Annotated in this window: 24 protein-coding genes and 1 pseudogene; 12 read left to right on the plus strand and 13 right to left on the minus strand. The window is 74.7% G+C overall.

The window, feature by feature from the left end:
• Nucleotides 1-39 precede the first annotated feature (39 nt).
• Nucleotides 40-1,302 carry a sulfite oxidase gene (locus QSK20_RS20145; RefSeq protein ID WP_285790145.1) on the minus strand — a complete coding sequence of 421 codons (1,263 nt, stop codon included), beginning with the start codon at nucleotides 1,300-1,302 and terminating at the stop codon, nucleotides 40-42.
• 418 nt (nucleotides 1,303-1,720) lie between these two features.
• Between QSK20_RS20145 and QSK20_RS20150 the strand changes: the two genes are divergently transcribed.
• Nucleotides 1,721-2,686: a pirin family protein gene (locus QSK20_RS20150; RefSeq protein WP_285790146.1), complete on the plus strand. Its 966-nt coding sequence runs from the start codon at nucleotides 1,721-1,723 to the stop codon at nucleotides 2,684-2,686.
• A gap of 53 nt (nucleotides 2,687-2,739) precedes the next feature.
• Entirely contained in the window at nucleotides 2,740-3,405 is a 666-nt protein-coding gene (locus QSK20_RS20155; RefSeq protein ID WP_285790147.1) for a hypothetical protein, read from the plus strand.
• 246 nt (nucleotides 3,406-3,651) lie between these two features.
• Here the strand turns inward: QSK20_RS20155 and QSK20_RS20160 are convergent, their stop codons facing one another.
• Together QSK20_RS20160 and QSK20_RS20165 are read right to left on the minus strand one after the other, a co-directional pair.
• On the minus strand, nucleotides 3,652-4,266 hold the full coding sequence (locus QSK20_RS20160; protein WP_285790148.1) for a DUF1345 domain-containing protein: 615 nt from the start codon (nucleotides 4,264-4,266) through the stop codon (nucleotides 3,652-3,654).
• Between the two features lie 92 nt (nucleotides 4,267-4,358).
• On the minus strand, nucleotides 4,359-4,628 hold the full coding sequence (locus QSK20_RS20165; protein ID WP_088984783.1) for a DUF2795 domain-containing protein: 270 nt from the start codon (nucleotides 4,626-4,628) through the stop codon (nucleotides 4,359-4,361).
• A gap of 185 nt (nucleotides 4,629-4,813) precedes the next feature.
• Here QSK20_RS20165 and QSK20_RS20170 point away from each other — a divergent pair, with 185 nt between their 5' ends.
• Nucleotides 4,814-5,224, plus strand: a complete 411-nt coding sequence (locus QSK20_RS20170) for a DUF2267 domain-containing protein (RefSeq protein WP_285790149.1) — start codon at nucleotides 4,814-4,816, stop codon at nucleotides 5,222-5,224.
• A 72-nt stretch (nucleotides 5,225-5,296) separates the two neighbouring features.
• On the opposite strand, the gene QSK20_RS20175 is transcribed toward QSK20_RS20170, so the two are convergent.
• On the minus strand, nucleotides 5,297-6,466 hold the full coding sequence (locus QSK20_RS20175; RefSeq protein ID WP_285790150.1) for a CaiB/BaiF CoA transferase family protein: 1,170 nt from the start codon (nucleotides 6,464-6,466) through the stop codon (nucleotides 5,297-5,299).
• Nucleotides 6,467-6,851: 385 nt separating this feature from the next.
• Between QSK20_RS20175 and QSK20_RS20180 the strand changes: the two genes are divergently transcribed.
• From QSK20_RS20180 to QSK20_RS20190, 3 genes are all read left to right on the plus strand, one after another.
• Entirely contained in the window at nucleotides 6,852-8,069 is a 1,218-nt protein-coding gene (locus QSK20_RS20180; RefSeq protein ID WP_285790151.1) for a glycosyltransferase, read from the plus strand.
• Complete coding sequence (locus QSK20_RS20185) at nucleotides 8,062-9,117, plus strand: glycosyltransferase family 9 protein (RefSeq protein WP_285790152.1); 1,056 nt, start codon at nucleotides 8,062-8,064, stop codon at nucleotides 9,115-9,117. The genes QSK20_RS20180 and QSK20_RS20185 overlap by 8 nt, the downstream gene beginning before the upstream one ends.
• Nucleotides 9,118-9,256: 139 nt before the next feature.
• Nucleotides 9,257-10,276 (plus strand): TerC/Alx family metal homeostasis membrane protein, encoded by a 1,020-nt coding sequence (locus tag QSK20_RS20190; RefSeq protein ID WP_285790153.1) that lies wholly within the window; start codon nucleotides 9,257-9,259, stop codon nucleotides 10,274-10,276.
• 46 nt (nucleotides 10,277-10,322) lie between these two features.
• Here QSK20_RS20190 and QSK20_RS20195 read toward each other — a convergent pair whose 3' ends face one another.
• Nucleotides 10,323-12,281 (minus strand): bifunctional aldolase/short-chain dehydrogenase, encoded by a 1,959-nt coding sequence (locus QSK20_RS20195; RefSeq protein WP_285790154.1) that lies wholly within the window; start codon nucleotides 12,279-12,281, stop codon nucleotides 10,323-10,325.
• A 128-nt stretch (nucleotides 12,282-12,409) separates the two neighbouring features.
• Nucleotides 12,410-13,423 carry an S-methyl-5-thioribose-1-phosphate isomerase gene (gene mtnA / locus QSK20_RS20200; protein WP_285790155.1) on the minus strand — a complete coding sequence of 338 codons (1,014 nt, stop codon included), beginning with the start codon at nucleotides 13,421-13,423 and terminating at the stop codon, nucleotides 12,410-12,412.
• Nucleotides 13,424-13,611: 188 nt separating this feature from the next.
• On the opposite strand from mtnA, the gene QSK20_RS20205 reads away from it, so the two are divergent.
• From QSK20_RS20205 to QSK20_RS32155, 4 genes and pseudogenes are all read left to right on the plus strand, one after another.
• Nucleotides 13,612-14,202, plus strand: coding sequence for a sulfite oxidase-like oxidoreductase (locus tag QSK20_RS20205; RefSeq protein WP_285790240.1), 591 nt, complete (start codon nucleotides 13,612-13,614; stop codon nucleotides 14,200-14,202).
• Between the two features lies 1 nt (nucleotide 14,203).
• Entirely contained in the window at nucleotides 14,204-14,956 is a 753-nt protein-coding gene (locus tag QSK20_RS20210) for a ferredoxin reductase (protein WP_285790156.1), read from the plus strand.
• A 29-nt stretch (nucleotides 14,957-14,985) separates the two neighbouring features.
• Nucleotides 14,986-15,261: a DUF6510 family protein gene (locus QSK20_RS20215; RefSeq protein WP_285790157.1), complete on the plus strand. Its 276-nt coding sequence runs from the start codon at nucleotides 14,986-14,988 to the stop codon at nucleotides 15,259-15,261.
• Nucleotides 15,262-15,370: 109 nt separating this feature from the next.
• A pseudogene (locus tag QSK20_RS32155) lies at nucleotides 15,371-16,096 on the plus strand (poly-gamma-glutamate hydrolase family protein); the annotation flags it as partial.
• Between the two features lie 165 nt (nucleotides 16,097-16,261).
• Here QSK20_RS32155 and smpB read toward each other — a convergent pair.
• Entirely contained in the window at nucleotides 16,262-16,768 is a 507-nt protein-coding gene (gene smpB / locus QSK20_RS20225) for an SsrA-binding protein SmpB (protein WP_088984773.1), read from the minus strand.
• 118 nt (nucleotides 16,769-16,886) lie between these two features.
• On the minus strand, nucleotides 16,887-18,416 hold the full coding sequence (locus QSK20_RS20230; protein ID WP_285790159.1) for a glycosyltransferase family 2 protein: 1,530 nt from the start codon (nucleotides 18,414-18,416) through the stop codon (nucleotides 16,887-16,889).
• A 381-nt stretch (nucleotides 18,417-18,797) separates the two neighbouring features.
• On the opposite strand from QSK20_RS20230, the gene QSK20_RS20235 reads away from it, so the two are divergent.
• Nucleotides 18,798-20,099 carry an NAD(P)/FAD-dependent oxidoreductase gene (locus tag QSK20_RS20235; protein ID WP_285790160.1) on the plus strand — a complete coding sequence of 434 codons (1,302 nt, stop codon included), beginning with the start codon at nucleotides 18,798-18,800 and terminating at the stop codon, nucleotides 20,097-20,099.
• 15 nt (nucleotides 20,100-20,114) lie between these two features.
• On the opposite strand, the gene QSK20_RS20240 is transcribed toward QSK20_RS20235, so the two are convergent.
• The 3 genes from QSK20_RS20240 to QSK20_RS20250 form a co-directional block, all read right to left on the minus strand.
• On the minus strand, nucleotides 20,115-21,161 hold the full coding sequence (locus QSK20_RS20240; RefSeq protein ID WP_285790161.1) for an AI-2E family transporter: 1,047 nt from the start codon (nucleotides 21,159-21,161) through the stop codon (nucleotides 20,115-20,117).
• Nucleotides 21,162-21,204: 43 nt separating this feature from the next.
• The gene (locus tag QSK20_RS20245) at nucleotides 21,205-21,990 is read right to left on the minus strand and encodes a spermidine synthase (RefSeq protein WP_285790162.1); all 786 of its coding nucleotides are present in this window, start codon (nucleotides 21,988-21,990) and stop codon (nucleotides 21,205-21,207) included.
• Between the two features lie 91 nt (nucleotides 21,991-22,081).
• The gene (locus QSK20_RS20250) at nucleotides 22,082-23,056 is read right to left on the minus strand and encodes a DUF2267 domain-containing protein (protein ID WP_285790163.1); all 975 of its coding nucleotides are present in this window, start codon (nucleotides 23,054-23,056) and stop codon (nucleotides 22,082-22,084) included.
• Between the two features lie 197 nt (nucleotides 23,057-23,253).
• Here QSK20_RS20250 and QSK20_RS20255 point away from each other — a divergent pair, with 197 nt between their 5' ends.
• Nucleotides 23,254-23,562, plus strand: coding sequence for a hypothetical protein (locus tag QSK20_RS20255; RefSeq protein WP_285790164.1), 309 nt, complete (start codon nucleotides 23,254-23,256; stop codon nucleotides 23,560-23,562).
• A 21-nt stretch (nucleotides 23,563-23,583) separates the two neighbouring features.
• Here QSK20_RS20255 and QSK20_RS20260 read toward each other — a convergent pair whose 3' ends face one another.
• The gene (locus tag QSK20_RS20260) at nucleotides 23,584-23,952 is read right to left on the minus strand and encodes an STAS domain-containing protein (RefSeq protein WP_285790165.1); all 369 of its coding nucleotides are present in this window, start codon (nucleotides 23,950-23,952) and stop codon (nucleotides 23,584-23,586) included.
• A gap of 48 nt (nucleotides 23,953-24,000) precedes the next feature.
• Complete coding sequence (locus QSK20_RS20265; RefSeq protein WP_285790166.1) at nucleotides 24,001-24,339, minus strand: STAS domain-containing protein; 339 nt, start codon at nucleotides 24,337-24,339, stop codon at nucleotides 24,001-24,003.
• Nucleotides 24,340-24,537 lie beyond the last annotated feature (198 nt).

Genomic DNA, 24,537 nt, shown 5'->3' on the forward strand with positions numbered 1-24,537 from the left:
ATCGGCCCCGGCCGTTCCGGACGTCCGGTGCGGCCCGGTTCAGGTGACGGTCACCGGGTGCCGGACGACGCCGTCGAACAGGTAGCCGAGAGCGTTCGGTGCGGCCCGTTCCGGCTGGCCGGCCCCGGTGACGTCGGTGGCGCGGGCACGCAGCGTCCACCGGCCGGGCCCCGGTGGACGCCACACGGCCGTCCACCGCCGCCAGGCGGAACCCTCGTCCCGCGGGTCGAGGGTCGCCGGCCGCCAGCCGTCACGATCGTCGGTGCTGATCTCGACCGTACGGATCGGACCGTTGCCGGACCAGGACCGGCCGCGCAGCACCACGTCCACCCCGGCGGGCAGGCGGGCGTCCCAGGGCAGTTCGAAGGCGCTCTTGACGACCTGGGTCGTCACGGGTCCCCCGTCGACCGGGTGGCCGGGGCCGAACATCCGGTAGAACTGGGTGTTCCACGGGGAGAAGAGGGCGGTGGCCGAGACCTCCACCGGACCGACCCACTTGATCGAGGAGATGCCGATCCAGCCCGGCACCACCAACCGCACCGGGAAGCCGTGGTCGACCGGCAGCGGCCGGCCGTTCATCTCGTAGGCCAGCAGCACGTCGTCGAGCGCCTTGGCGATCGGTAGCGGCCGGCGCACCCGGCCGAGGTTGACCCCGCCGGTGACGTAGTCCGGGTCCAGGCCCTCGGGCATCACGTCGACGGCGGCGTCGGTCAGGCCGGCGTGCCGGAGCACGGTGGACAGGCGGACGCCCCGCCAGCGGGCCACCCCCACCGCGCCGAGACCCCACGGCACTCCCGGCATCGGCTGGTCCTGCTGGGCGGCGAAGTGGTGACGGCCGTTGCCCGCGCACTCCAGCAGGGCGGTGGTCTCCTCGACGGCCATCGCGGTGAGGTCGTCGTACCCGAACTCGACCGGGTCGTCCCGCGTCGGCGTCCCGCGCAGGCCGGTGCCGAACAGGCGCAACCGCCACGTGTCCCGGTCCAGCAGGGGGGTGCGGGTGTGGTTACGGACGAAGAACCGGTCGGTCGGGACGACGTACCCCTGCCCGGACATGGCCTCCCAGCGCATCTCGGCATTGGCGCCGTACCCGGTGAGCAGGCCCGGATCGAGCGGTTTGACGATCGCCGGGACGCCGGTGCCGGTCGGGTCGGCGTCACCGGCCGCGGCGGCGAGCGCGCCCATCGCCGTGCCCAGCGCGATCAACTGCTCGCGGTGCACACCCTCGCCCCGCGCCCGCCCGGCCAACCACTGCCGTGCGCGGCGGGTGTCGTGCGCGGCCTCGTCCCCGGGTGTACGCGTCATCGTGGTTCCCCTCCGGGTCGGCGGCTGGCATTCCTATTGCAACAGTAGGCCTTCTGGCCGGCAGAACCGTTGGGATCCCTGCGGAACGCGCAGATCGGGCCTGACCTTCTACAGTGGCATCTTCGCGACGGAGGTCGCCCACCTCCCCGCTCCCACCGGTGAATGCGCGGCGCTCCCGCCGACCGCCGACAGCCACGTCGGCTGGAGCGGTTTCGCGGACGTCGTCTTCTACCGGACGGCGGACTGCACCGGCCAGGCGACGGGCATGGGCACGCTGCGCACGTACGAGGCCGGGGGGTGGCAGAGCTTCCTCGCCTCCTGACCTGGGCCGGCGACGGCGACCGGCCGCGTCGTGCGCGTGGCGGCACCGCGTCGGCGCACCGACCCGGGCACCCGGCGGGTGACGTAGGGTCGGTGGATGGAGCAGGCCATGCCGGCGCAGACCCGGCCTCCGGGAGTCGTCCCGGTCGACCCGGGGAGCGTGCTGCTGCCCGGGCACGACGTGCCACTGGGTCGGTACACCACGGTCCGCCGGTTGCTGCCGCAACGCGCCCGGCGGATGGTCGGGGCGTGGTGCTTCGTCGACCACTTCGGGCCGGACGACGTCGGCGACCGGCCGGGCATGCAGGTGCCACCCCACCCGCACACCGGGTTGCAGACGGTCACCTGGCTGCTGGAGGGTGAGATCCTGCACCGGGACAGCCTCGGCAACGTCCAGCCGATCCGCCCGGGGCAGCTCAACGTGATGACCTCCGGGCACGGCATCGCCCACTCGGAGAAGTCCCCGCCGCAGCGGCCGAGGACGATGCACGGCGTGCAGCTCTGGGTCGCGCTGCCCGACGGGGCGCGCTCGGGGTCGCCCGACTTCCATCACCACCCGGACCTGCCCCGGTGGCGCGACGGCGACCTCGACGTGACCCTGCTGGTCGGGGAACTGGCCGGCGTCCGGTCCCCGGCAGTGGTGCACACGCCGCTGCTCGGCGCGCAGTTGGAGCCGCGGGGGGCCGCCCCGGTCCGGGTGCCGCTGCGCCGCGACTTCGAGCACGGCCTGCTGGCCATGTCCGGGTCCGCCGAGGTGGACGGCGTCCGGTTGGCTCCCGGCGCGTTGCTCTACGTGCCACCCGGGCGGGAGACCGTGACCGTCGCGCACGGGCGGGACTCCCGCCTGTTGCTGCTCGGCGGAGCGCCGTTCGAGGATCCGCTGGTGATGTGGTGGAACTTCGTCGGCCGTTCGCACGAGGAGATCGTGGCGGCGTCCGAGGACTGGGCGGCCGGGCGCCGGTTCGGCGTCGTGGTCGACGACCCCGACCCGCCGCTGCCCGTACCGACCATGCCCACGGTCCGGCTCAAGGCCCGCGACCGGCACGGACGTCTGCGCGACTGAACGACGCCGGCGACGGGCAGGCGTGGCGCGCCCCCGCACGGGTAGTCGCGGTCATGGCGACGACTGCGACCTCCACCATCGAGGACAAGAAGCGGCTGGTCCGGCGGCTGGCCGCCGGCGGCCGGGGCTTCGCCGAGGAGTACGGCTTCCGGGTCACCAACAATCCGGGCAGCCTCTTCCAGGTGCTGGTGCTCTCGGTGCTGCTCGCCCGGCCGGGCGACTTCCGGCGTGCCCTGGCCGCCACCGGGGCCTTCCGGGACGCCGGCTGGGACAGCGCCGGCCGGATGTCCCGGTCCCGGCACGAGCACCGCACCCGGCTGCTACGCGACAGCGGGTTCCGGACGGACCCGGAGGCGCTCGCCGACACCCTCGGCGACCTCGCTCTCACCGTCGTCGAACGCTACCGGGGGGATCTGCGGCGACTCCGGGCCGTCGCCCACCGCGACCCGGCCCGGGAGCGGGTCCTGCTGGCCGAACTGCCCGGCGTGGACGCCCCGGTGGTGGACCTCTTCCTGCGCGAGGTCCAGGTGCTGTGGCGGGAGGTGGCCCCGGTCGCCGACCGTCGGGCGTTGACCGCCGCGCGCCGCCTCGGTCTGGGACGTTCCGCCGGTGACCTGGCCGGACTCGCCGGCAGTGGCGAGTCCGAGCGGCTGGCCTGGCTGGTCGGGGCACTCGCCCGGGTCGACCTGGAGAAGCGGTACGCCGAGGTGGTCCGCTGACCGTGCGCTGTCCCACAGTTTGCCGAAAACTGGCTATTCGGGGGACATGGCATCGTACGCTGGTCCTGGCAGGGCTGGCCGCCCGGTTCGGGCGTATGCCGGCCGGCCGCTCGGCGGCGGCACCCCGGTGCGGGGTGCGGAAACCGCCGGTGGTGTCGTGTGGCGCCCGGGTCGCGGTTCGTGGCCCGGGCGCCCGCCTGTCCGGGCGACCCGCCGCGCGCCGCCCCGCCTCTGCCCGGAGCGGGCTCACCGGGCGAGTCCGGCCACCAGGTTCACCGTGGCGGCGATGATGATCGCCCCGAACAGGTACGACACCAGCATGTGCCGCAGCACCGTCCGGCGCATCTCGTGGCTGCACAGGTCCGTGTCGGAGACCTGGAACGTGGCGCCGACGGTGAACGCGACGTACGCGAAGTCCGCGTAGCAGGGCGGCTGTTCCTGGTGGAAGTCGATGCCGCCGTCCGGTCCGGTGTAGTAGATCCGGGCGTACCGGGCGGTGTAGACGGTGTGCACCACCAGCCAGGAGAGCAGCACGCTCGCCATGCCGAGCCCGCTGTAGAGGTCCCGGGACAGCCCGGTCGGCGCCTGCCGGGCGGTGCTCATGATGACCCCGACCGCCAGCAGGCTCGCCACGCAGGCGGTCAGCAGCAGCACGTCCCGGACCGCCCGGTTCGGGTCCTCGTGGACGGCCAGCCGGGCGGTCCGTTCCGCGTCCATCGGCCAGAGGGCCCGCCAGACCAGGACCAGGTACGTCAGCGCGGCCACGTCCCAGCCGAAGAGCGGGGCGAGCCGTGCCGAGACGAACACCCCGAACAGGACCCCGGTGCAGATCCCGATCAGACCCATCACGGTGAGCTGCACGGAGGCCGGCGTCGGTCGGTCCGGGTGGCCTCTCGTCAGCCGCCACACGCAGGCGCCGCCCGTCGGTCGTGGTGCCCCGCTCCCCCCGGCACTCAGATCCGGCGCAGGTGCTGCGAGACGCGGGTGTGCGGCTCACGCGCCTGGGCCGCACGCTGGGCGGGGCTGAGTTCCGGCGCGGTGTCCGTACCGGCCGACCGGGCGACCTCGTTGCCGTTGGCGTAGTCCACCGGGGGGAGCGCGCGCAGCGCCCGCAACACCTCCGGGGGCGCGCCCTCCTGCTCGGCCTGGCGTACCACGTCGTCCTTGCCCGCCGGATAGTCCAGGCTCGACAGGTACCGCAGCACGTCGGTGTCACTCACCATGGCAGGAATCCTCCGCCGCCTCGTCGGTCCACGACCGGCTGCGGTTACCCGTCCACCCGGCGGTCACGCCCCCGGATCCGGAGAAACCGGTGGCCCGGGCCCGGTGACGACATGCTCCCGCCGCTGTTTCCCGGGCCGCCCGCCGGGTACGCCCCCGGGGCCGTCCCAGCCGAGGGGAGCGCCGAATGAACTACGACACCTTCGTCGACCAGGTCGCCCAGCGGGCCGGGGTGCCCTCCGGCCGGGCGGTCGAGCTGACCCGCGCCACGCTGGAGACACTGGCCGAACGCCTGACCGGGGGAGAGGCCCTCGACCTCGCCGCGCAGCTGCCCAAGCCGTTGCAACTGCTGCTGCGGAAGACCCCGACCACCGAGCACGCCGACCGGTTCGGCGCGGCGGAGTTCGTGGCCCGGGTCGGCCAGCGCGCCGACGCGGACTCCCCGGCCGCCCGCTCCGGCATCCGGGCCGTCTTCGTCACCCTGCGCGAAGCGATCACCGGCGGCGAGTTCGACGACGTGGCGGCCCAGCTGCCCCGGGACTACCGGGACCTCGTCGAGCCGGCGATGGCTCCCGGAGCCAGCCTGCGTCGCGCCTGACCGGCCCCACGCCAGCCGCCCGGGGCACCTCGACCGGAGCCGCGCAGCGCGACACCAGGACGCGTCCGCCGCTCAGGCGACGGCGGCGGCGGCGCGCAGCGCGTCGACCCGGTCGGGCGGGTAGCCCAGCTCGGCGAGGACCTCGTCGGTGTGCTCCCCGGGATGGGGCGGCGGCCGACGCAGCGCGGTCGGGGTGCCGGAGAAGCGCGGCGCGGGGGCCGGCTGCTCCACCCCGGCATGCCGGACGAAGACGTCCCGGGCGGCCATGTGCGGGTGCGCCGGGGCCTCCGCCCAGTCGAGCACCGGGGCCAGGCAGGCGTCGGAGTCGCCGGCCAGCGCGGCCCACTCGTCGCGGGTGCGGGTCCGGAACAGGCGGGCCCAGGCCCGCCGCAGCGCCGGCCAGTTCGCCGGGTCGTTCCGGTCCGACGGCTCGTCCGGGGGCAGCGGGAACCCGGTGCGCCGGACCAGTTCGTCGTAGAAGCGCGGTTCGAGCGCACCGACCGCGACGTACCGGCCGTCGGCGCACTCGTACGTGTCGTAGAAGGGCGCGCCGCCGTCGAGCAGGTTCACCCCGCGCGGGTCCTGCCACATCCCCATCCCGCGCAGGCCGTGGATCATGGTGCTCAGCACCGCCACCCCGTCGACGATCGCGGCGTCCACCACCTGCCCACGGGCACCGGAGCGGACGGCGTACAGCGCGGAGACGACGCCCAGCGCCAGCATCATCCCGCCGCCGCCGAAGTCGCCGAGCAGGTTCAGCGGCGGCACCGGGCGCTCCCCGGCCCGCCCGATCCCGTGCAGCGCGCCGGTCAGCGCCAGGTAGCCGATGTCGTGCCCGGCGAGCGGGGCGTTCGGACCGTCCTGCCCCCAGCCGGTCATCCGCCCGTACACCAGCCGGGGGTTCACCGCCAGGCAGTCGGCCGGCCCGACGCCGAGACGCTCGGTCACCCCCGGCCGGAAGCCCTCGACGAGCGCGTCCGCGCCCCGGACCAGCGCCAGCACCACCTCACGTCCGCCGGGGGACTTCAGGTCCACCGCCACCGAGCGGCGTCCCCGGTTCAGCAGATCGGGATGGGGGGTGCCGAAGGCGGCGGGGTCGACCTCGGTCGCCCGGTCCACCCGGACCACGTCCGCCCCCAGGTCGGCGAGCATCATCGCGGCGAAGGGCCCGGGGCCGATGCCGGCCAGCTCCACCACCCGCAGTCCGGCGAGCGGACCGGCGGGCGCAGTCTCGTCGGTCACCGGCACACCATAGGCCACCACCGTTCCCGCCAGGGGGCACGTCGACGCCGCCCCCGGTCCGCCAGCCCGCTGGGCGGTTGGGTTCTGCTGGCGGTGGCGGTGGCTGGGGTGGTTGCAGGGGGCCCTTCCTCATCAAAAAGCGGTAGGAGGGGACCCCTGCAACCACCCCACCGCACCGCACCGAACCCCAGCCCAGCGCACCCCAGCGCACCCCACCGCACCGCACCCCAGCTCCCACCGCGCACCTCAGCCCGGCCGGCCGGGGGTGCCCGGGGCCGGTGGCGGCGGGTTTTTCCGGCGGCCGGTCGGGAAGACAGCCGCCCCTGTCGGCCACGTGTCGTCCGGGACGGACCTGGGGTGGCATCCGAGCTACGGGGGAGGCACGGTGGTCGGCGACGACCGGATCCGGGTGGCCATGCCGCACGGCCCCGCCCCGGTGGACCGTGACGGGGTCAGCGACTACGTCGCGCACCTGGTCCGCGCGCTGGACGACGTCGGGGTGGCGGTGACCCCCGGTCCGCTCCGCTCCGCCGACCGGTCACCGCTGCGTTGGCTCACCGCCACCGCCCGCGCCGCCGAGCGGGTCCGCCGCCTCGGCGTCGACCTGGTGCACGTCCAGTTCGCCCCCTCGGCGTACCGGTTCTCCGGGCTGCCCGGCCTGCTGCCGTTCCGGCTGCCCCGAACCGTCCCCCTGGTCACCACCGTGCACGAGTACGGCTCCTGGGCGGCGCCCGGCTGGCTGCCCGGACCTCTGTGGTCGCTGCTGGAACGCGCCCGGCTCTGGGACCGGGAGACCGGGCGGCTGGTGCCGGCCAGCGCGGCGGTGGTCGTCACCAACGAGGGGCACGACGTGGCGGTCCGGGCCCGCACCGGGGCGCCGACCGTACGTGTGCCGCTGGCCCCGAACGTGACCGACCGTACGTGTGCCGCTGGCCCGAACGTGACCGACCGGCCGGACGGGAGCACCGCCGGCCGGCGGCTGCGTGCGGAGCTCGGCCTGCCCGTCGGCGCGCCGCTGCTGGTCTTCTTCGGCTTCGTCCACCCGGTCAAGGGGATCCGCCACCTGATCGGGGCGCTGCCCGCGCTCCGCCGGGAGCATCCCGACCTGCGACTGCTGGTGGCCGGCGGGTTCACCTCCCAGGCCCTGCCCGAGGCGGAGGCGCGCGCGTTCCGGGACGAGCTGACCGCGCTGACCCACCGCCAAGGGGTGGCCGACGCGGTCACCTTCACCGGGTACCTGCCCCCGGAACGCGCCTCGGCGGCCCTGCACGCCGCCGACGTGGTGGTGCTGCCGTTCACCGCCGGGGTGACGCTCAAGAGCGGGGCGCTGCTCGCCGCGCTGGCTCACGGCCGGCCGACCGTGGTCACCGCGTCCGAGGACGGCGGGGACCAGCTGCACCGCAGCGGAGCGGTGGCGGTGGTCCCGCGTCGACGGGACAGCGACGCGCTCGCGGACACCGTCGGCCGGGTGCTGGCCGATCCGGTGCTGCGCCGCCGGCTGGCCGAGCGGGGACGTACGCTGGCGGCCGGCTACGCCTGGCCCCGGGTCGCCACCGCGCACCGGGACCTCTACCGGCGGCTGCTCGGACGGCACGATGGCTGACCGGTGTGCCGAGATCCTGGTGGTCGACCTGCTCGGCGGGATCGGCGACCTGCTCATGCTGCTGCCGTCGGTTCACGGCCTGGCCAGGCGCAACCCGGACGCCCGGCTGCGGGTGCTCACCCACGACCCCGGTGCCGGGCTGCTCCGCGTCGACCCGGCGGTGGCGGAGGTCCGTACCCCCCGGCACGGCCGGCCCGGCGCGGAGCGGGCGGCCGTGGTCGAGGCGCTCGCCGTGCGGCGGCCGGATCTCGCGGTCACCACCACCCGTTACGACGGCATCCCGGACCTGCTGCTCGCCTCCGGTGCCCGCTGCGTCACCGACCTGTGGCGGCGACCTCCGCCGGACGAGCCGGTCGGTCTCCGCTATCTGCGCCTGCTGCACGCCGAGGGGCTGCTCGCCCGCGGGGACCTGGACGCGCCTCCCCGGGTGCGTCTGCCCACGTCGGCCCGCGTCGCCGGGGAGGAGGCCGTCGACCGTCTGGTGGCCGCGAGCCGGCGACCGGCCGCCGCGCCGGTGGTGCTGGTCACCGACGCCGGCATGGCGGTGAAGCGGTGGCCGGAGCACTCCTGGCGCGCCCTCGCCGGCCGGCTCGTCGCCCTCGGACACCCGGTGCTGACCGTCCGGTCCCCGACCGGGGGAGCACGCCGCGCGGACGGCGACCCGCCCGGCGTGCCGCTGCCCCCCGGAGACCTGACCACCCTCGCCGGGCAGTTCGCCGCGGTGGCCGGCCGGGGCGGCGTGGTCGTCGGCCCCGACACCGGGCCGCTGCGTCTCGCCGCCGCGGCGGGCGCGGTGACCGTCGGGCTCTTCGGCCCGACCGACGCCCGCCGCTACGGCGTGGGCGGCGTCGACCTCCAGGGGCTCTCGGCCTGCCCGCACCGCCGGGCCACCGCGATCACCGAACAACCCTGCTGGTGGGACGCGCGCTGCCCGCTCGACGCGACCGGTCCGGCCTGCATGGCCGACCTGGACGTGAATCGGGTCACCGCCGCCGTGCGGGCCGCGACACGCCATCCCGCCCTGGTGTGGCGGCCTCCGGCGGCCTGACCTAACCTTGCCGTGGCGAGGGGAGTACTTCCCACGAACCATTCCGGTCAGTACGGCCGCCCGGAGCGGCCTCGGGTGGTTGCCCACGAACTGTGGGTGAAGGAGACCTCGAACATGGAATGGTGTTCGAGGAGGCTCCATGAGCGATATCACGTACCTGTCCGCCGGGTTGTCCTCGGTCGGTACCCCCACCCTCTGGACGGTCACCATCGTCGGTGTCCTCGTCCTGCTGGTGCTCGACTTCATCGTCACCCGCCGGCCGCACGAGGTCACGATGAAGGAGGCCATCGGCTGGTCGGTGTTCTACGTCGCCCTGCCGCTGGCCTTCGGCGGCTGGGTCTGGTCCCGGTACGGCTCCCAGCAGGGTGTCGAGTACCTCACCGGTTACCTGGTCGAGAAGTCGCTCTCGGTCGACAACCTCTTCGTCTTCATGCTCCTGCTGGCCGCCTTCGCGGTGCCGTCGGCGCTGGCCCAGCGGGTGCTGCTGTACGGCATCGCCGGCGCGCTGGTGCTGCGTGGCGTGTTCATCGCGCTCGGCGCGGCGGCGTTGCAGACGCTCGACTTCGCCTTCCTGCTCTTCGCGATCATCCTGCTGCTGACCGCGGCCAAGCTGCTGCGCGACGCGCTCTCCGGCCACGAGCAGGAGGTCGACATCGCCAACATGCGGTCGGTGCGGCTGCTGCGCAAGTTCATGCCGGTGACCGATGAGTACCACGGCCCCAACATGACCGTCCGGCTCAAGAACGGCAAGCGGGCGCTCACCCCGATGGCCCTGGTCGTGGTCGCCGTGCTCGCCACCGACGTGGTCTTCGCGGTCGACTCGGTGCCGGCGGTCTACGGCATCACCGAGGACCCGTACCTCGTCTTCGCCACCAACGCCTTCGCCCTGCTGGGGCTCCGGGCGCTGTACTTCGTGCTGCACGCCGCGCTCAGCCGCCTGGTGCACCTCAGCTACGGCCTCGCGGTCATCCTCGCCTTCATCGGCCTGAAGCTCGGCCTGCACTGGGCGCACGGCATCTGGTCGGGGGTGCCGGAGATCCCGACGCTCGCCTCGCTCGGCGTGATCATCGGCGTGCTGGTGATCGTCACGTTGACCAGTCTGCGGGCCACCCGCAAGGCCGAGTCGGGCCTGCCCGAGGTGGTCGAGCGGCGGCAGTGACCCGGCGCCGGTGGGCGGGAACCCTCCCGCCCACCGGTGGTCGGCGTCAGATCACCCGCTCGTTCCCGCCGTCGACGGGGATCTGCGCCCCGGTGGTGGCCGCGAACGTCTCGCCGCAGAGCGCGGCGGTCAGGTCGGCCACCCGGGCGCTGGTGATCTCCGTGCCGAGCAGGTTGCGTCGTTTGTACTGCTCCACGGTGAGCCCGTAGTGCGCCGCCCGCGCCGCGAGCACCTCCGGGGTCCACAGGCCCGTGTCGAAGACCGCGTCGGGGTGCAGCACGTTCACCCGGATGCCGTCGGACGCCCACTCCAGGGCGGCCACCCGGGCCACCTGCACCACCGCCGCCTTGGAGGCGGAGTAGGAGACCGCGCCGGGCCCGGGGGCCACGGCGTTGCGCGAGGCGACCACGACGACCCGGCCGCCCCGGGGCGCCAGCGCCAGCAGCGGGTGGGTCCGGGAGAAGAGGTACGCCACCGACTCCGTGTTCACCGCCATGGTCCGGTGCCACGTCTCCGGGTCCAGCCCGGCGATCTCCTGGCTGGCCGGGAAGATCCCGGCGGCGGCGACGACGATGTCCACCCCGCCGAACCGCTCCACCGCCCGGTCGAGCGCGGCGTCGACCGCCGCCCGGTCGGTCACGTCGACCTGGAGGCCGAGCCGGGCCACCCCGTCGCCCTCGGTGACCGACGGGTCCCGGTCCAGGGCGACCACGCACGCCCCGCGTGCCTGGAGCGCCTCGGCGCAGGCGCGGCCGATGCCCGAGGCGGCCCCGGTCACCACCGCCACCTCGCCGGCGAACTCCGGCAACGCCCCGCCGCGCCGCAGCTTCGCCTGTTCGAGTTCCCAGTACTCCACGTCGAAGATGTCGCCGGCCGGCAGCGCCTGGTAGCCGCCGATCGCCTCGGCTGCCTCGATGACGTCGATGGTGTGCCGGTAGATGTCCTGCGCCATCCGGGCGTCGGTGGCCCGCCGGCCGGCGGTGAGCAGGCCCAGCTCGGGGTCGAGGACCACCCGGGGAGCGGGGTCGAGCATGGTCAGCGCCGCGCGGGCCCGCCCCTGGTGCTCGGCGACGTACTGGCGGTACTCCTCGGCGTACCCGGCCACGTCGGTGCCGACCAGCGGGACGCGCTTGGTCCGCAGCACGTGGTCGGGGGTGACCGGGCCGCGCGTGGCGACCGCCGCCAGGTCGGCGCGCCCGAGGAACGCGCGGACCGTCGGGTCGTCGTACCGGCTGAGGACCATCGGGGCCCCCGTCACCTCGGAGATCTCCGCGCGCAGCCGGGCCAGGCGGACCCGGTCGACCGGGACAGGCCCGGCGGCCCGGGACGGCGTGGTCCGGCGGGCCAGCCGTTCCTCGGCCCGGCCGACCAGCTCGATGTGCCGGTGGTACGCCTCCTCGGCGTCCGCGCCGAAGGTGAACAGGCCGTGGTTGAGCAGGACCATGCCGACGGTGCCCGGGTGGGCCTGTGCCGGGAAGAGTTCCGCGCAGACCCGGGCCAGGTCGAAACCGGGCATCACGTACGGGACGACGACCACGCTGTCGCCGTAGACCTCCTCGACGAGCCGGCGGCCCTCGGGCTGGTTGGTCAGGGTGAGCAGCGCGTCGGCGTGGCTGTGCAGCACCGCCGGGTGCGGCAGCAGCGCGTGCAGCAGCGACTCGACGCTCGGGTCCGGGGCGGTCGCGTCGAGCCGTGCGCAGCGCAGCTCGTTCATCATGGCGGTGTCGGCGAGGCGCTCCAGCCGCAGCAGCGCCCGCAGCCGGGCCAGCCGCAGCGCGGTGAAGCCGGAGGCGCCCATGGTGGCCAGGTCGGAGCCGCTGCCCTTGACGTGGAGCACCTCCACCGGTTCCCCGGTCAGGTCGGTGACCGTGGTCTTGACCGAGGTGTTGCCCCCGCCGTGCAGCACCAGGCCGGTGTCGGTGCCGAGCAGCCGGGAGGCGTACACGAGCTGCGCGACCGGGTCGGACCGGTCCGGGGCGTCGTCGGCGGACCAGCGGTTGAGCATGGCGGTGGCTCCTCGCGGGTTGGATCGGACCGGCCGGTCACGCCCGGCCGGCGGGGTGGGGCCGACAGGCCGGTCCCGCCCGGTCGGCGGACCGGGCGGGTCGGTGACGGTCGGCGGGGTGGGCCCGGTCAGGACCGGTCGATCGGGTCGTCGGGGCGGCCACCGGCGGCCGGCAGGATGACCCGGCGTTCGGTGACGATCGCGGTGACCAGGTCGGCCGGGGTCACGTCGAAGGCGTAGTTGAGCGTCCCGGTGCCCTGCGGGGCCAGTGCCGCCGCGCCGAGGGCGGTGATCTCCTCGGGATCGCGCACCTCGATGGTGACATCCCGTCCGGACGGCGTGGCGAGGTCCACGGTGGACTCCGGCGCGGCGACCACCATCGGCACGCCGACCCGGGCCGCCGCCAGGGCGAGCGGGTACGTCCCCACCTTGTTGATCACATCACCGTTGGCGGTGATCCGGTCCGCGCCGACCACGACCGCGTCGACCAGCCCCTGGGCCAGCACGGACGCGGCGGCGGAGTCCACCACCAGGGTGTGCGGCGCGCCGATCTGCGCCAGTTCCCACACGGTCAGCCGCGCCCCCTGGAGCAGGGGGCGGGTCTCCGCGGCGTAGACGTGGCCCAGCGCGCCGTGCTCCTGGAGGGAACGCACCACGCCCAGCGCGGTGCCCCACTCGACGGTGGCCAGCGCCCCGGCGTTGCAGTGGGTCTGCACCGCCACCTTCGGCCCGACCGTCTCGACCAGCCAACGCGCGCCCCGCTCGCTGAGCTCGTGGCAGCAGCGGACGTCCTCCTCCAGCACGTCCAGCGCCTCGGCCAACGCGGCCTCCGCGCCGTCGGCGTCCAGCCGCGCCCGCACCCGGTCCACGCCCCAGGCGAGGTTGACCGCGGTGGGGCGGGCCGCCCGGACCGCGTCGGTGGCGCGGCGCAGCTCGGCCGGGTCGTCGCCGTACAGGCGGGCGGCGAGGGCCACCCCCAGTGCCCCGGCCACGCCGATCGCGGGCGCGCCGCGGATCGCCAGTGACCGGATCGCGGCGATCAGCGCCTCGATGGTCTCGATTTCCAGGAACTCGACCTCGTGCGGCAGCCGGGTCTGGTCGATCGCGACGATCCGCCCGTCCCGCCAGTCGATGGTCCGCATCAACGCTCCTCACTGCTGGTGCCCAAATCTACGGCGGGAACCCGGTCGAGATCAACGTGTCGGGGCGTACGGGCGCCACCGGCCCACCGGATCGCCACGGCGTGGGCGGGGCCGCCCGACCCGACGCGCGTTGACGCGAACGGCGTCGCGGACGCCGGCCCGGGTGGTACGACTGACCGGTGGGAATCGTGTCGCCCGGCTTCCGGGGCAGGCCCCGGTCGGGCGGACCGGACCTGCCGCCGGGGCAGTACCTGACCCCGGACTTCCCGGTGCTCTCCGCCGGCCCCACTCCCCGGGTCGAGCTGGCGAACTGGGAGTTCGTCCTCGCCACCGAGGGCGGCGCGGAGTTCCGGTGGACCTGGGACGAGCTGATGGGCCTGCCCCAGGAGACGCCGACGGTGGACATCCACTGCGTCACCCGCTGGTCGAAGCTCGGCACCACCTGGCAGGGCGTCTCGCTGGACACCCTCCTGGCCGGGGTCGACACCGCCGCCCGGTACGCGCTGGTCCACTCGTACGGCGGCTACACCACCAACCTGCCCCTGGACGACCTGCGCGGCGGCCGGGCCTGGGTGGTGCACCGTTACGCGGACGCGCCGCTGCCCGCCGAACACGGCGGGCCGGCCCGGCTGCTCGTGCCGCACCTGTATCTCTGGAAGTCGGCCAAGTGGGTGCGGGGCATCCGGCTGCTGGTCGAGGACCAGCCCGGCTTCTGGGAGACCGCCGGCTACCACGACTACGGCGATCCGTGGCGCGAGCAGCGCTACCAGGGCGACTGAGGTGTCCGCCCCCGGTGGCGGGCGCGCCCCGCTGACCTGGCGGGTCGCCCGGCTCGTCGGACGCCGGGTGGAGACGCCGACCGCGCAGACCCTCGTCCTCGACGTGCCCGGCTGGCCGGGGCACCTGCCCGGGCAGCACGTCGACGTCCGGCTCACCGCCGAGGACGGCTACCAGGCCGCCCGGGCGTACTCGCTCGCCGCGCCGGCCGACGGCGACCGGATCGCGTTGACCGTGCAGCGGGTGCCCGACGGCGAGGTGTCGCCGTACCTGATCGACGTGTACGCCGAGGGCGACCCGGTGGAGGTGCGCGGCCCGGTGGGCGGCTGGTTCGTCTGGCGTACCGACGAATCGGCGCCGGTGCTGCTGGTGGCCGGCGGCTCCGGGGTGGTGCCGTTGATGGCGATGGTCCGGGCCCGGCGGGTGGCGGGCAACCGGGCCCCGTTCCGGCTGGTCTACTCGGTGCGCACCCCGACGGACGTGTTCTACGCCGACGAACTGCGCCGCCGGACCCGCGACGACCGGGGTCTCGACGTGGCGTACGTCTACACCCGTCAGGCGCCCGACGGTTGGCGGGGCGAGCCGCACCGGATCGGCCTGGCCGACGTGAACAGCCACGGCTGGCCGCCCGAGCTGGAGCCGCTCTGCTACGTCTGCGGTCCCACCGGCTTCGTGGAGACGGCGGCGGATCTGCTGGTGGGCCTGGGCCATCCGACCCGCCGGGTGCGGACCGAGCGGTTCGGCCCGACCGGATGAGCCGGTACCGGAGCGAAGGGGGACGACCGATGACCACCATGTCCTATCAGGACGGCAACGTGCTGGACGGGCCGCTGCGCGAGCTGTTCGCCGTCGACCTGAGCGGCGCGACCGGCCGGTGCGCGTCGTGCGGGCGGACCGGCCCGATGGCCGAGCTGCACGTGTTCGGTCACGCGCCCGGCCTGGTGGCCCGCTGCCCGGCCTGTGAAGCGGTGATGCTGCGACTGGTCCGGAGCCCGGACCGGGCCTGGCTGGACCTGCGTGGTGCCACCTTCGTCGAGGTGCCGATGCCGACGGAGCCGTAGCCACGTCCCCCTTTACCGGTTGGCGGTGGAATGTCCGCCAGGACGATCGGCATCGACTGTGGTCACTAGGCTCCCGGTGGGCCGGTACGACGACCACGGGGTGGATGCCATGGCGGGATTCGAGAGACGGACGGTGCTGACCGCGCTGGTCGGCGCGGCCGTGGGCACGACGGGGGCCGGGGCGGTGCTGCCCGGGGCCGCGCGGGCGGCCACCGACCTGCACGCCACCAACTCCGCCCTGTACGCCGACCCGACCCTGGTGGAGGGAGTCGACTACGCCCGCCGGTTCCGCCGGCACGACGCCTTCGACGACAGTCTGGGCAGCACCCCGGCGACCTTCCCGTCGGCCACCGTGCTCGCGCCGCACGGCGGCGGCATCGAGGTCGGCACCTCGGAACTCTGCCTTGCCGTCGCCGGCTACCACCCGGCCACCCTCGCCCCGACCGGTCCAGGGGCTCCCGGCTACGACTACTGGCTCTTCGAGGGGCTGCGCGGCAGCGACAACGGGGAGCTGCACGTCACCTCCACCGGCTGCGACGACCCGCAGGCCCGGTCGCTGTGCGGCGGGGCCCGGTTCGCGGTCTCCCTGCACGGCTGCACGGCGGTCCAGGTCGGTCTCCCCGACACCGGGCAGGCGGTGGTGGTCGGCGGGCTGGACACCGTACTCCGCGGCTACCTGCACGAGGAGTACGCGGCGGTCGGCGTGGCCACCCTGGACGGCAGCGACCATCCGGACCTGGCCGGGGTCTCGCCGGCCAACATCGTCAACCGGACGCTCACCGGGGCCGGCGCGCAGCTGGAGCTGACCACGCCGTTGCGCACCGCCATGTTCGGCACCAACACCCGGGCCCAGCGTAAGCACACCACGTTGCCGCTGTTCTGGACGTTCGTCGCGGCGACCCGGGCCGCCGTCGCCCGCCGCGCCGCCGGGCGACCGGGGTCGTGCCGGCGGCGGTGTCGGCGAGACGGGGGGACAGCGCGGCGATGCCGCCGGTGCCGGTCAGGGGGTGCGCTGGCGTCGGCGCTGCCCCTTGAGATGCCGGCCCAGCTCCCGGGCGATCTCCCGGTTGGCGTCCCGCTCGGCCAGGGACTGCCGCTTGTCGTACGACTTCTTGCCGCGCGCCAGCGCCAGCTCGACCTTGGCCCAGCCGTTCTCGAAGTACATCGACAACGGCACCAGGGTCAGCCCACCGTCGCGGAGCTTTTCCAGGATCCGGGCGATCTCCACCCGGTGCAGCAGCAACTTGCGGGTGCGTCGGGGCGCGTGGTTGGTCCACGTGCCGAAGCCGTACTCGGCGATGTGCAGCCCGTACAGCATGATCTCGCCGTCGCGTTCCTGGGCGAACGCGTCGACCAGCGACGCCCGTCCGGCCCGCAACGACTTGACCTCCGTGCCGACCAGCACGATGCCCGCCTCGTACGTCTTGAGGATCGTGTAGTCGTGGCGCGCCTTCTTGTTGGACGCGATGAGCGCGCGTCCCTTCTCCCTGGCCGTGACCGCCTCCACCGTCGGTGGGACCCGCTGTCCCGGCCCGACGGTACCGCCTGTCCGACCCGGAGCCCGCCCCGGGCGTGTCCGCGCCGGGTACCGGGGCCGCCGCTCCGGGGCGGTGCGACCGTCCGGCTCACCGGCCCCCGCGTCGCAGCCGGGCGGCCAGCCGGGCCGCGGTCACCGGCACCACCGCCAGCACCAGGTGCCCGGTCCGGGCGTCGAGGCTGGTGGTGGCCGCGTACAGCCGGGTGCCGTGGCGGCGGATCCGGGGCCGGGCCGGTGTCAGCCCGGGAGCGCGCAGCGCGGCGCTGCCCCGGCCGACCTTTCCGTCGACCTCCACCCGTAGCGGGTGGCGTTGACCGGTCGCGGCGCTGCCGGCGAGCAGCCGGTCCACCGGGAAGCGGACCCGCACCAGGCTGCCCCGCGCGTCGGGCGTGACGTCGAGGGTGTCGCCGGCGATCCGGCCGGCCCGGACGTGGACCGGGCCGCCGACGGCCCGCCCGAGGTCGGGGTGCGGGCTGCGGGCGGTGACGGTGAGGCTCCGGGTGCCCTCCCAGCCCACCGCGACCGCGTCCAGCCGGGCCAGCCAGTCGGCGCGGACCCCGGTCACGTCGGTCCAGTCGGGCAGCCCCACCCCGGGGTAGCCGGCGTGGCAGCGGTCCCCGGCCACGACGGTGGGTGGGACGCCCCGCTCGGCGTCCTGCCTGATCACGGCGAGCAGGTCGGTCAACCCGCTCCGGGCGGCGGACAGCCGCAGGCGGGTCTCGATGTCGAGCCGGTCGCGCAGGTCGTCGGTGAGGTACCGGTCGACCAGCCGGCGCACCACCCCGTACACCCGCTCCCGGGTCGGTCCGTCCAGCCGGGGCAGGTCGTCGCCGACCAGGTGGGCCACCTCCAGGCCGAAGTGCCGTCGCAGCACCGCGTCGCGCTGCCTGCCGGGCGGGATCAGCTCGGCCACCCGGTCGACCAGCAGCTCCACGCACCGCAACCGCTGGTCCAGCCGGCTGCGGTAGGTGATGTTGCGGGCGTCGAGCCGGCGTACCGCGTGGTAGTAGTCGTAGTCGGCCAGCACCGAGATCCGTCGGGCCCGGTAGCAGGCCTCCAGCGTGAACGGCTGGTCGCTGAGGATCGGCATGTCCTCGTGGAAGCGCAGGTGGTGACGTTCGACCAGCTCGCGGCGGAACAGTTTGATGTTCGCCAGCGACCAGGGCAGCGCCGAGTCGAACAGGTCCACGTCGACCCGGCTCTCGGCGAAGATCTCCTGGGACATGTACCGGCTGTTGACCCCGACCGCCCGGCCCAGCACCACGTCCGATTCGTCTCGGTCGGCCGCCGTGACCAGGCGTTCCAGGGCCTCCGGGCCGAGCCGGTCGTCGGAGCCGACGAAGAAGACGTACCGTCCGGTGGCCAGTTCCAGGCCCCGGTTGCAGGGGTTCGCCGGGCCGCCGGAGTTGGCCTGGTGCCGCACCCGCACGGTGTCCGGGTGGCGGGCGGCGAGCTGGTCCAGCAGTTGCCCGCCGCCGTCGGTGGAACCGTCGTCGACCGCGACGATCTCCATCCGCCGGTGGCCGATGGTCTGCCCGAGCAGCGACGCCAGGCACGCCCGCAGGTACGGCATGGTGTCGTAGACCGGGACGACGACGCTGACGTCGGGTGCCTGCACGGTGACGCTCCTTCTGGCCCCCGGCGGTCGGCGGCCGGGCCGGGTGGACACGACGGACGTCCTGCTGCGCCAGGACGCCCCGGCGACGGCCCGAAATCCAGCTTCCCGCAGGTCAGCGGGGTCGGTGTGCGGTTCGACCGGTCGGGTCGACGCCGCCCCGCGCCGTGCACGGGCCCTCCGGCGACGACGATGGTCGGTGCCGCTGTCCGCCGGGCGACGGGCGGGTGACCGACAGCGGACGCTCCGATGGCGACCCCTGGCGGCCCGGACGCCGGCCGTCGTCGGCCCCGCCGGCCGGCGGGGCGCACCCCGCGGAGCCGGAGATCGACCACGTCCGGTCGGTCAGGTTTGTCCGCCTCGACGGCGGGAAGGGCACCGGACATGACGAAACCTCGTGTGGTGATCGTGGGAGCCGGGTTCGCCGGTTACCACGCGGCGAAGACCCTGGCCCGGCTGGCCCGGGGCCGGGCCGAGATCGTGGTGCTGAACTCCACCGACTACTTCCTCTACCTGCCGTTGCTGCCCGAGGTGGCCGCCGGGGTGGTGGAGCCGAAGCGGGTCTCGGTGCCGCTCAACGGGACGCTCGACGGGGTCCGGGTGATCGTCGGCGAGGCCGACCGGGTGGACCTGCACAACCGCTGGGTCGGTTTCACCCAGCCCGAGGGCGACCAGGGACGACTGGCCTACGACCGCCTGGTGCTCGCCGTCGGGAGCGTCAACAAGCTCCTGCCGATCCCCGGGGTGACCGAGTACGCGCACGGCTTCCGGGGCCTGCCCGAGGCGCTCTACCTGCACGACCACGTGATCCGTCAGATCGAGCTGGCCGAGCAGGCCGTCGACCCGGCGGAGCAGCAGGCCCGGGCGACGTTCGTCGTGGTCGGGGCCGGCTACACCGGCACCGAGGTCGCCGCGCACGGCCAGCTCTTCACCGACAAGCTCGCCGCCACCCGGCCCGGACTGACCGTCCGGCCCCGCTGGATGCTGCTCGACGTCGCCTCCCGCGTCCTGCCCGAGCTGGACCAGCGGATGTCCGAGACCGCGCAGCGCGTGCTCACCCGGCGGGGCGTCGACGTGCGGATGGGCACCTCGGTGGCCGAGGCCACCGCCGACGGGGTGAAGCTCACCGACGGCGACTACGTGCCGACCTGCACGTTGGCCTGGTGCGTCGGCGTCCGCCCCGACCCGTTCGTCGCCGAGTTGGGGCTGCGCACCGAGAAGGGCCGGCTGGTGGTCGACGAGTACCTCGGCGTCCCCGGCTTTCCCGAGGTCTACGCCTGCGGCGACGCCGCCGCCGTGCCCGACCTGACCAAGCCGGGCGGCATCTGCGCGATGACCGCCCAGCACGCCCAGCGGCAGGGCAAGCTGGCCGCCCACAACATCGCCGCCTCGTACGGGCAGGGCCGGCGTCGGCCGTACCGGCACCACGACCTGGGCTGGGTGGTCGACCTGGGTGGCCGGGACGCCGCCGCGAACCCGCTCAAGGTGTCGCTGTCCGGGCTGCCGGCGAAGGCGGTCACCCGGGGCTACCACCTGCTCGCCATGCCCGGCAACCGGGCCCGGGTGGGGGCGGACTGGATGCTCGACGCCGCCCTGCCCCGTCCCGCCGTGCAGCTCGGCCTCGTGCCGGCGAACGCCGTGCCGTTGGAGAGCTCCACACCCGAGGTGGCGGTCCGCCGCCGGTGAGCAGCCCGGTCCGGGTCACCGGCGGAGCAGCCGGCGGGGCAGGTCGGCCTCCCGGAGCAGGACCTGGAGGATGCCGGCGGCCGGGATGGCGAGCAGCGCCCCGACCAGGCCGGCGAGTTCGACCGCGAGCAGCACGCTGACCAGCACCGTCAGCGGGTTCAGCCGGACCGCCCGTGCCATGATCACCGGTTGCAGCAGGTGGTTCTCCACCTGCTGGTAGAGCACGAAGAAGACAAGCGTGACGATGCCGGCGGTGGGGGAGTGCACGAACGCCGCCCCGGCCGCCACCAGCGCCCCGATCGTCGCCCCCACCAGCGGCACCAGGTCCGCCACGGCGACCACCAGGGCGATCACGGCGGCGAACGGGACGCCCAGCGCGGCGAGGACGACGAACGTCAGGCTGCCGCAGATCAGACTGATCACCAGGTTCCCGGTGACGTACCCGGTCACGGTGCGACCGCACTCCTGGCCGATCCGCCGCAGCCGGTCACCGGCCCCGTCGCCGCTCAGGGCGAGCAGCGCGGCGCTGATCCGGGGCGACTCCAGCACCATCAGGTACGCCAGCACCGCCACGGTGATCGTCCCGACCACCGTCTCCAGCACGCCGCGCACCAGGCCCAGGGCCGGTTTCCGTAACCGGTCGCCGTACTGCTGGAGCTGGTCGCCGTGGCTCTCCGCGTACCGGCGCAGCCCGAACCGGTCCACCAGCTCACCGAGGCGGCCCCGTCCGGCCCGGATGTCCCGGGCCAGCTCCGGGGCCCGCTCGACGAAGCGGGCCACCTCGTCCACCAGCGGCACCACGATCACCGCTCCCACGGCGGCGAGCAGCCCGAACGCCGCGAGGAACACCAGCAGCGTGGCGAGGGTCCGGCGGCGGACGAACCGGCGTTCCAGGTGGTCCACGGCCGGCTTCAGGGCAGCGGCGAGAAAGGCGGCCAGCAGGATCCAGACCAACACCCGGCGGACGGCCCAGAGCAGCGCCAGCCCGAGCAGGGTCGCCAGCACCAGCCCGATGACGATGGCCACCCGGCGGGCGGTGAGCCGGTCGTCGGGGCTGCTCATCCGGCGCGGCTACCCACTCCCGGCCGGGGAAAACGGTCGACGTTCAGCTGACCGGCCGGGCGGCGTCGGTGGCCGGCGCCGCGCCGGCCACGAAGGCGGCCAACTCCGCGCCGTGCAGCACCGTGCCGGGCGACGGATCCCGGGCCACCCGCGCCGCGAGCCGGCGTACCGGGAGCCGGCCGGGCCGCGCGGCGGCGGCGAGCACGACGTTGCCGTACCGCCGGCCGCCGAGCATGCGCCGGGCGGCGACCAGGCACACCTCGGCGAAGACCGTGCCGAGGGTGGCCGCCTGCACCCGGGAGAAGACCAGCGGCGGCAGGTCGGTCAGGTTGACCAGGTAGACCCCGTCCGGGCGCAGGGCGCGGGCCACCTCGGCGACGAACTCGACGGTGCACACGTGCGCCGGCATCCGGGCCCCGGAGTAGACGTCGGCGAGCACCACGTCGTACCCGTCGGCCGGTTGCCCGGCCAGGGCGGCGCGCGCGTCGTCGACCTCGGTCCGGACTCCCGGTGGCGGGGGCAGTTCCCGCATCACCAGGTCGAGCAGGGCCGCGTCCCGCTCCACCACGAGCTGCGTCGACCCGGGCCGGGTGGCGGCCAGGTAGCGGGGCAGGGTCAGGGCGCCGCCGCCGAGGTGCAGCGCCCGCAGCGGTACGCCGGACGGCGCCGCGAGGTCGAGCACCGCCGCCATCCGCCGCACGTACTCGAACCGCAGGTGGGTCGGGTCGGCGACGTCGACGTACGACTGTTCGACCCCTGCCGCGAGCAGGGTGCGCCCGGTCCGTCGGGTGGGGTCCACCACCAGCGCCGGTCCGTCGTCCCCCTCCACGACCGGCACGGTAGCCGACCCGGCGCGACGGGTCCCCGCTGCCGTCGGCCGGCGGGGCCGGCGGACGGACCACCGGCCCCGCCGGGCGGGCTCAGCCGGCGATCCCGGCGCCCGCCTCCTCGATCGCGTCGTCGACCCGGTGGGCCAGGTCGACGTCGCGTGCGGTGACCGCGTCCGCCTGGCGGCTGCGCACCGTGAGCACGGCGCTGGAGCCGGTCTGCCGGCTGATCGCGGGCCCCCGCCCGGTGTCCCGGCGCAACTGGTCGATCTGGTCGAGCACCCGGTCCAGGTTCGGCGGGGGCAGGGCGATGCTGCGCGACAGCGTCGGACCCCGTGCCGACCAGTAGGGCAGGTCGGCCAGGGCGGCCCGCAACTCGTCCGCGTTCAGCGGCGCGGTCGCCCCGGCCGGTCCGACCAGGCCGCCACCGGCCTCCGGCGGAGCGAGCAGGTCGCGCAACCCCTCCGGTACGCGCAGCGACGCCACCAGACGTCCGTCCCGCGTGGCCAGCGCGGCCATGGTCGCCTCGGCCTGGTAGCGGGCCTGTTCCGGGGTCCGGCCACTGATCCGGGCCACCTCGCCGACGAAGCCCGGCAGGTCGCGGTGCTGCTCGATCCCGTCGACCGGGGTCACGTCGTGCAACGACACCGGCACCGCCCGCAGCAGCCGCTGCCGGTCGGCCTCCGCCAGGGCCCGGGACAACACCAGCACGGTCGCCTCCGCGCCGACCTTCGCCTCCCGGAAGTCCACCCCGGTCCGCCGACTGACGTCGCCGACCAACTCGCGGTACCCCAGGCCGATGGTCTCCGGCTGGCCCGGACCGGGCCGGGGTCCCGGCCGCGCGGCGGACGCCCGACCGGCCGGCGGCAGCACCGGACCGCCCCGGCTGCTGTCCGGTTTGTGGACACCAGCCGGGGGCGGACCCGCTCGTTTGCCCCGGTCCAGGTGGGTGAGCTGTTTGGAGGCGCCGAGGGTGGCGGCGTCGCCGCTGGGCTGCCGGCCGCGTTCCCGGGCCTGGCGGGCGAGCGCCCGGCGGCGCTCGTTGTCCCCCTCCATCTGCTTCCTCATCCGCTGACCTCACTTCCTCTTCGGCTGGCTCCCCGCGGCTTCCCGGCACCGCCCGACCCGAAACCGGCTCGGCGGCCGGCGACGCGACACCGTCGTCGGGGTTCATGCCGCCGGGGTGACGGGCGCTCACCCCGGCGGGGCGCATGATCGGCAGCGGACCGGAAGAACTTCCGAGGCACGCGGAAGGGAAGGTCGTCATGAAGCGAATTGTCGAGATCGTCCCCGCGCGACCCGGGTGGTACGCCCGCTGGCAACTCGCCCCGGACGCCACCCGCTGCTATCCGGTGACCGTCTGGGCGCTGCTGGAGGAGGCCGACGGCGCCGGCCGGGAGGTCGTCGGCGTCGACTGTGTGGGGCAGTGGCCGGGCGCCGAGGACAACGAGGCGGGCGCGGAGTTCGTCCGTTACCTCTTCCAGGCGCCCGAGGCGGGACGACCGGACGACCTTGTACCCGAGCCCGAGGGGCGACGCCTCCCGGTCGCGTCGCAGGCCGTCGTCGTGGGGTGACCCGGAACCGGCGGTGGCCGGTCAGCCGACCTCGCGCGTCCCGTCGTCCGGCACGGAACCGTCCGCGCGCTCGGCGGGACGCGGACCGGCCAGCAGTTCGGCCAGCCCGGTGCGGGTCAGCAACTGCTGGACCCGGTCGTTCATGCCGGTGAGTCGGACCGTGCGCGCGCCGCTGCGGTAGAGCACGACGATCGCGCTCAGCCCGGAGGAGTCGCAGAGCGTCACGTCGGTGAGGTCGACGGTGACCTCGTCGTATCCCTCGGCGCGGACCTGGTTGGCCACCCGGATCAGCTCCGGGGCGGTGTCGAAGTCGAGTTCGCCGGCGAGCCGCAGCAGGGCGTGCCGGGGCGTGGCCCGGCTTACCTCGATCGTCAACAGCTCGCGTGGCATCTGCACCATGTTCCCAGGTGGTGTGGGCCGGGAAACCCCCGGGGTCGGTCAGGCCGACGCGGCGGGTCGCTCACGTTCGTCCTCGCGGGTCGTCCGGGCCAGCAGGCCGCTGACCCCGGTGATGTCGAGGATGGTCGCCAGGAAACGGGGGACGGCGCGGAGTCGGATGAGGGTGCCCTGCTGGTGCCCCTCGCGCCAGGCGTGCACGATCACCGCGAGGCCGGTGCTGTCGATGAACAGCAGGCCACCGAAATCCAGCACGATGACCGGCGGTCGGGCGGCCAGCAGGTGGTCGAGCGCGGTGCGCAGCGGTGTGGCGGTGGTGAAGTCCAGGTCACCCGCGACGGTGATCAGGGGTGCCGCGGAATCGGCGTCGTCGATCGACATGGTCAACGGTGTCGATTCGGGTTTCCTCCGTTGGGGCACCGACATCACGCCTCTCCGCAGGGCTGCCGGGCAGGCAGTTTCCCGAAATCGTAACAACCGCCGGGACCGTCCGCCGGGTACGTCGACCCCGACCACGGGTGGCGTTACCGGCATACCGGCGTAGGCTGGGGCGAAGAGATTGGATCACACACGCCAGGA

It is taken from the genome of Micromonospora sp. NBRC 101691 (assembly GCF_030269285.1).
Taxonomy (GTDB): Bacteria; Actinomycetota; Actinomycetes; order Mycobacteriales; family Micromonosporaceae; genus Micromonospora; species Micromonospora echinospora.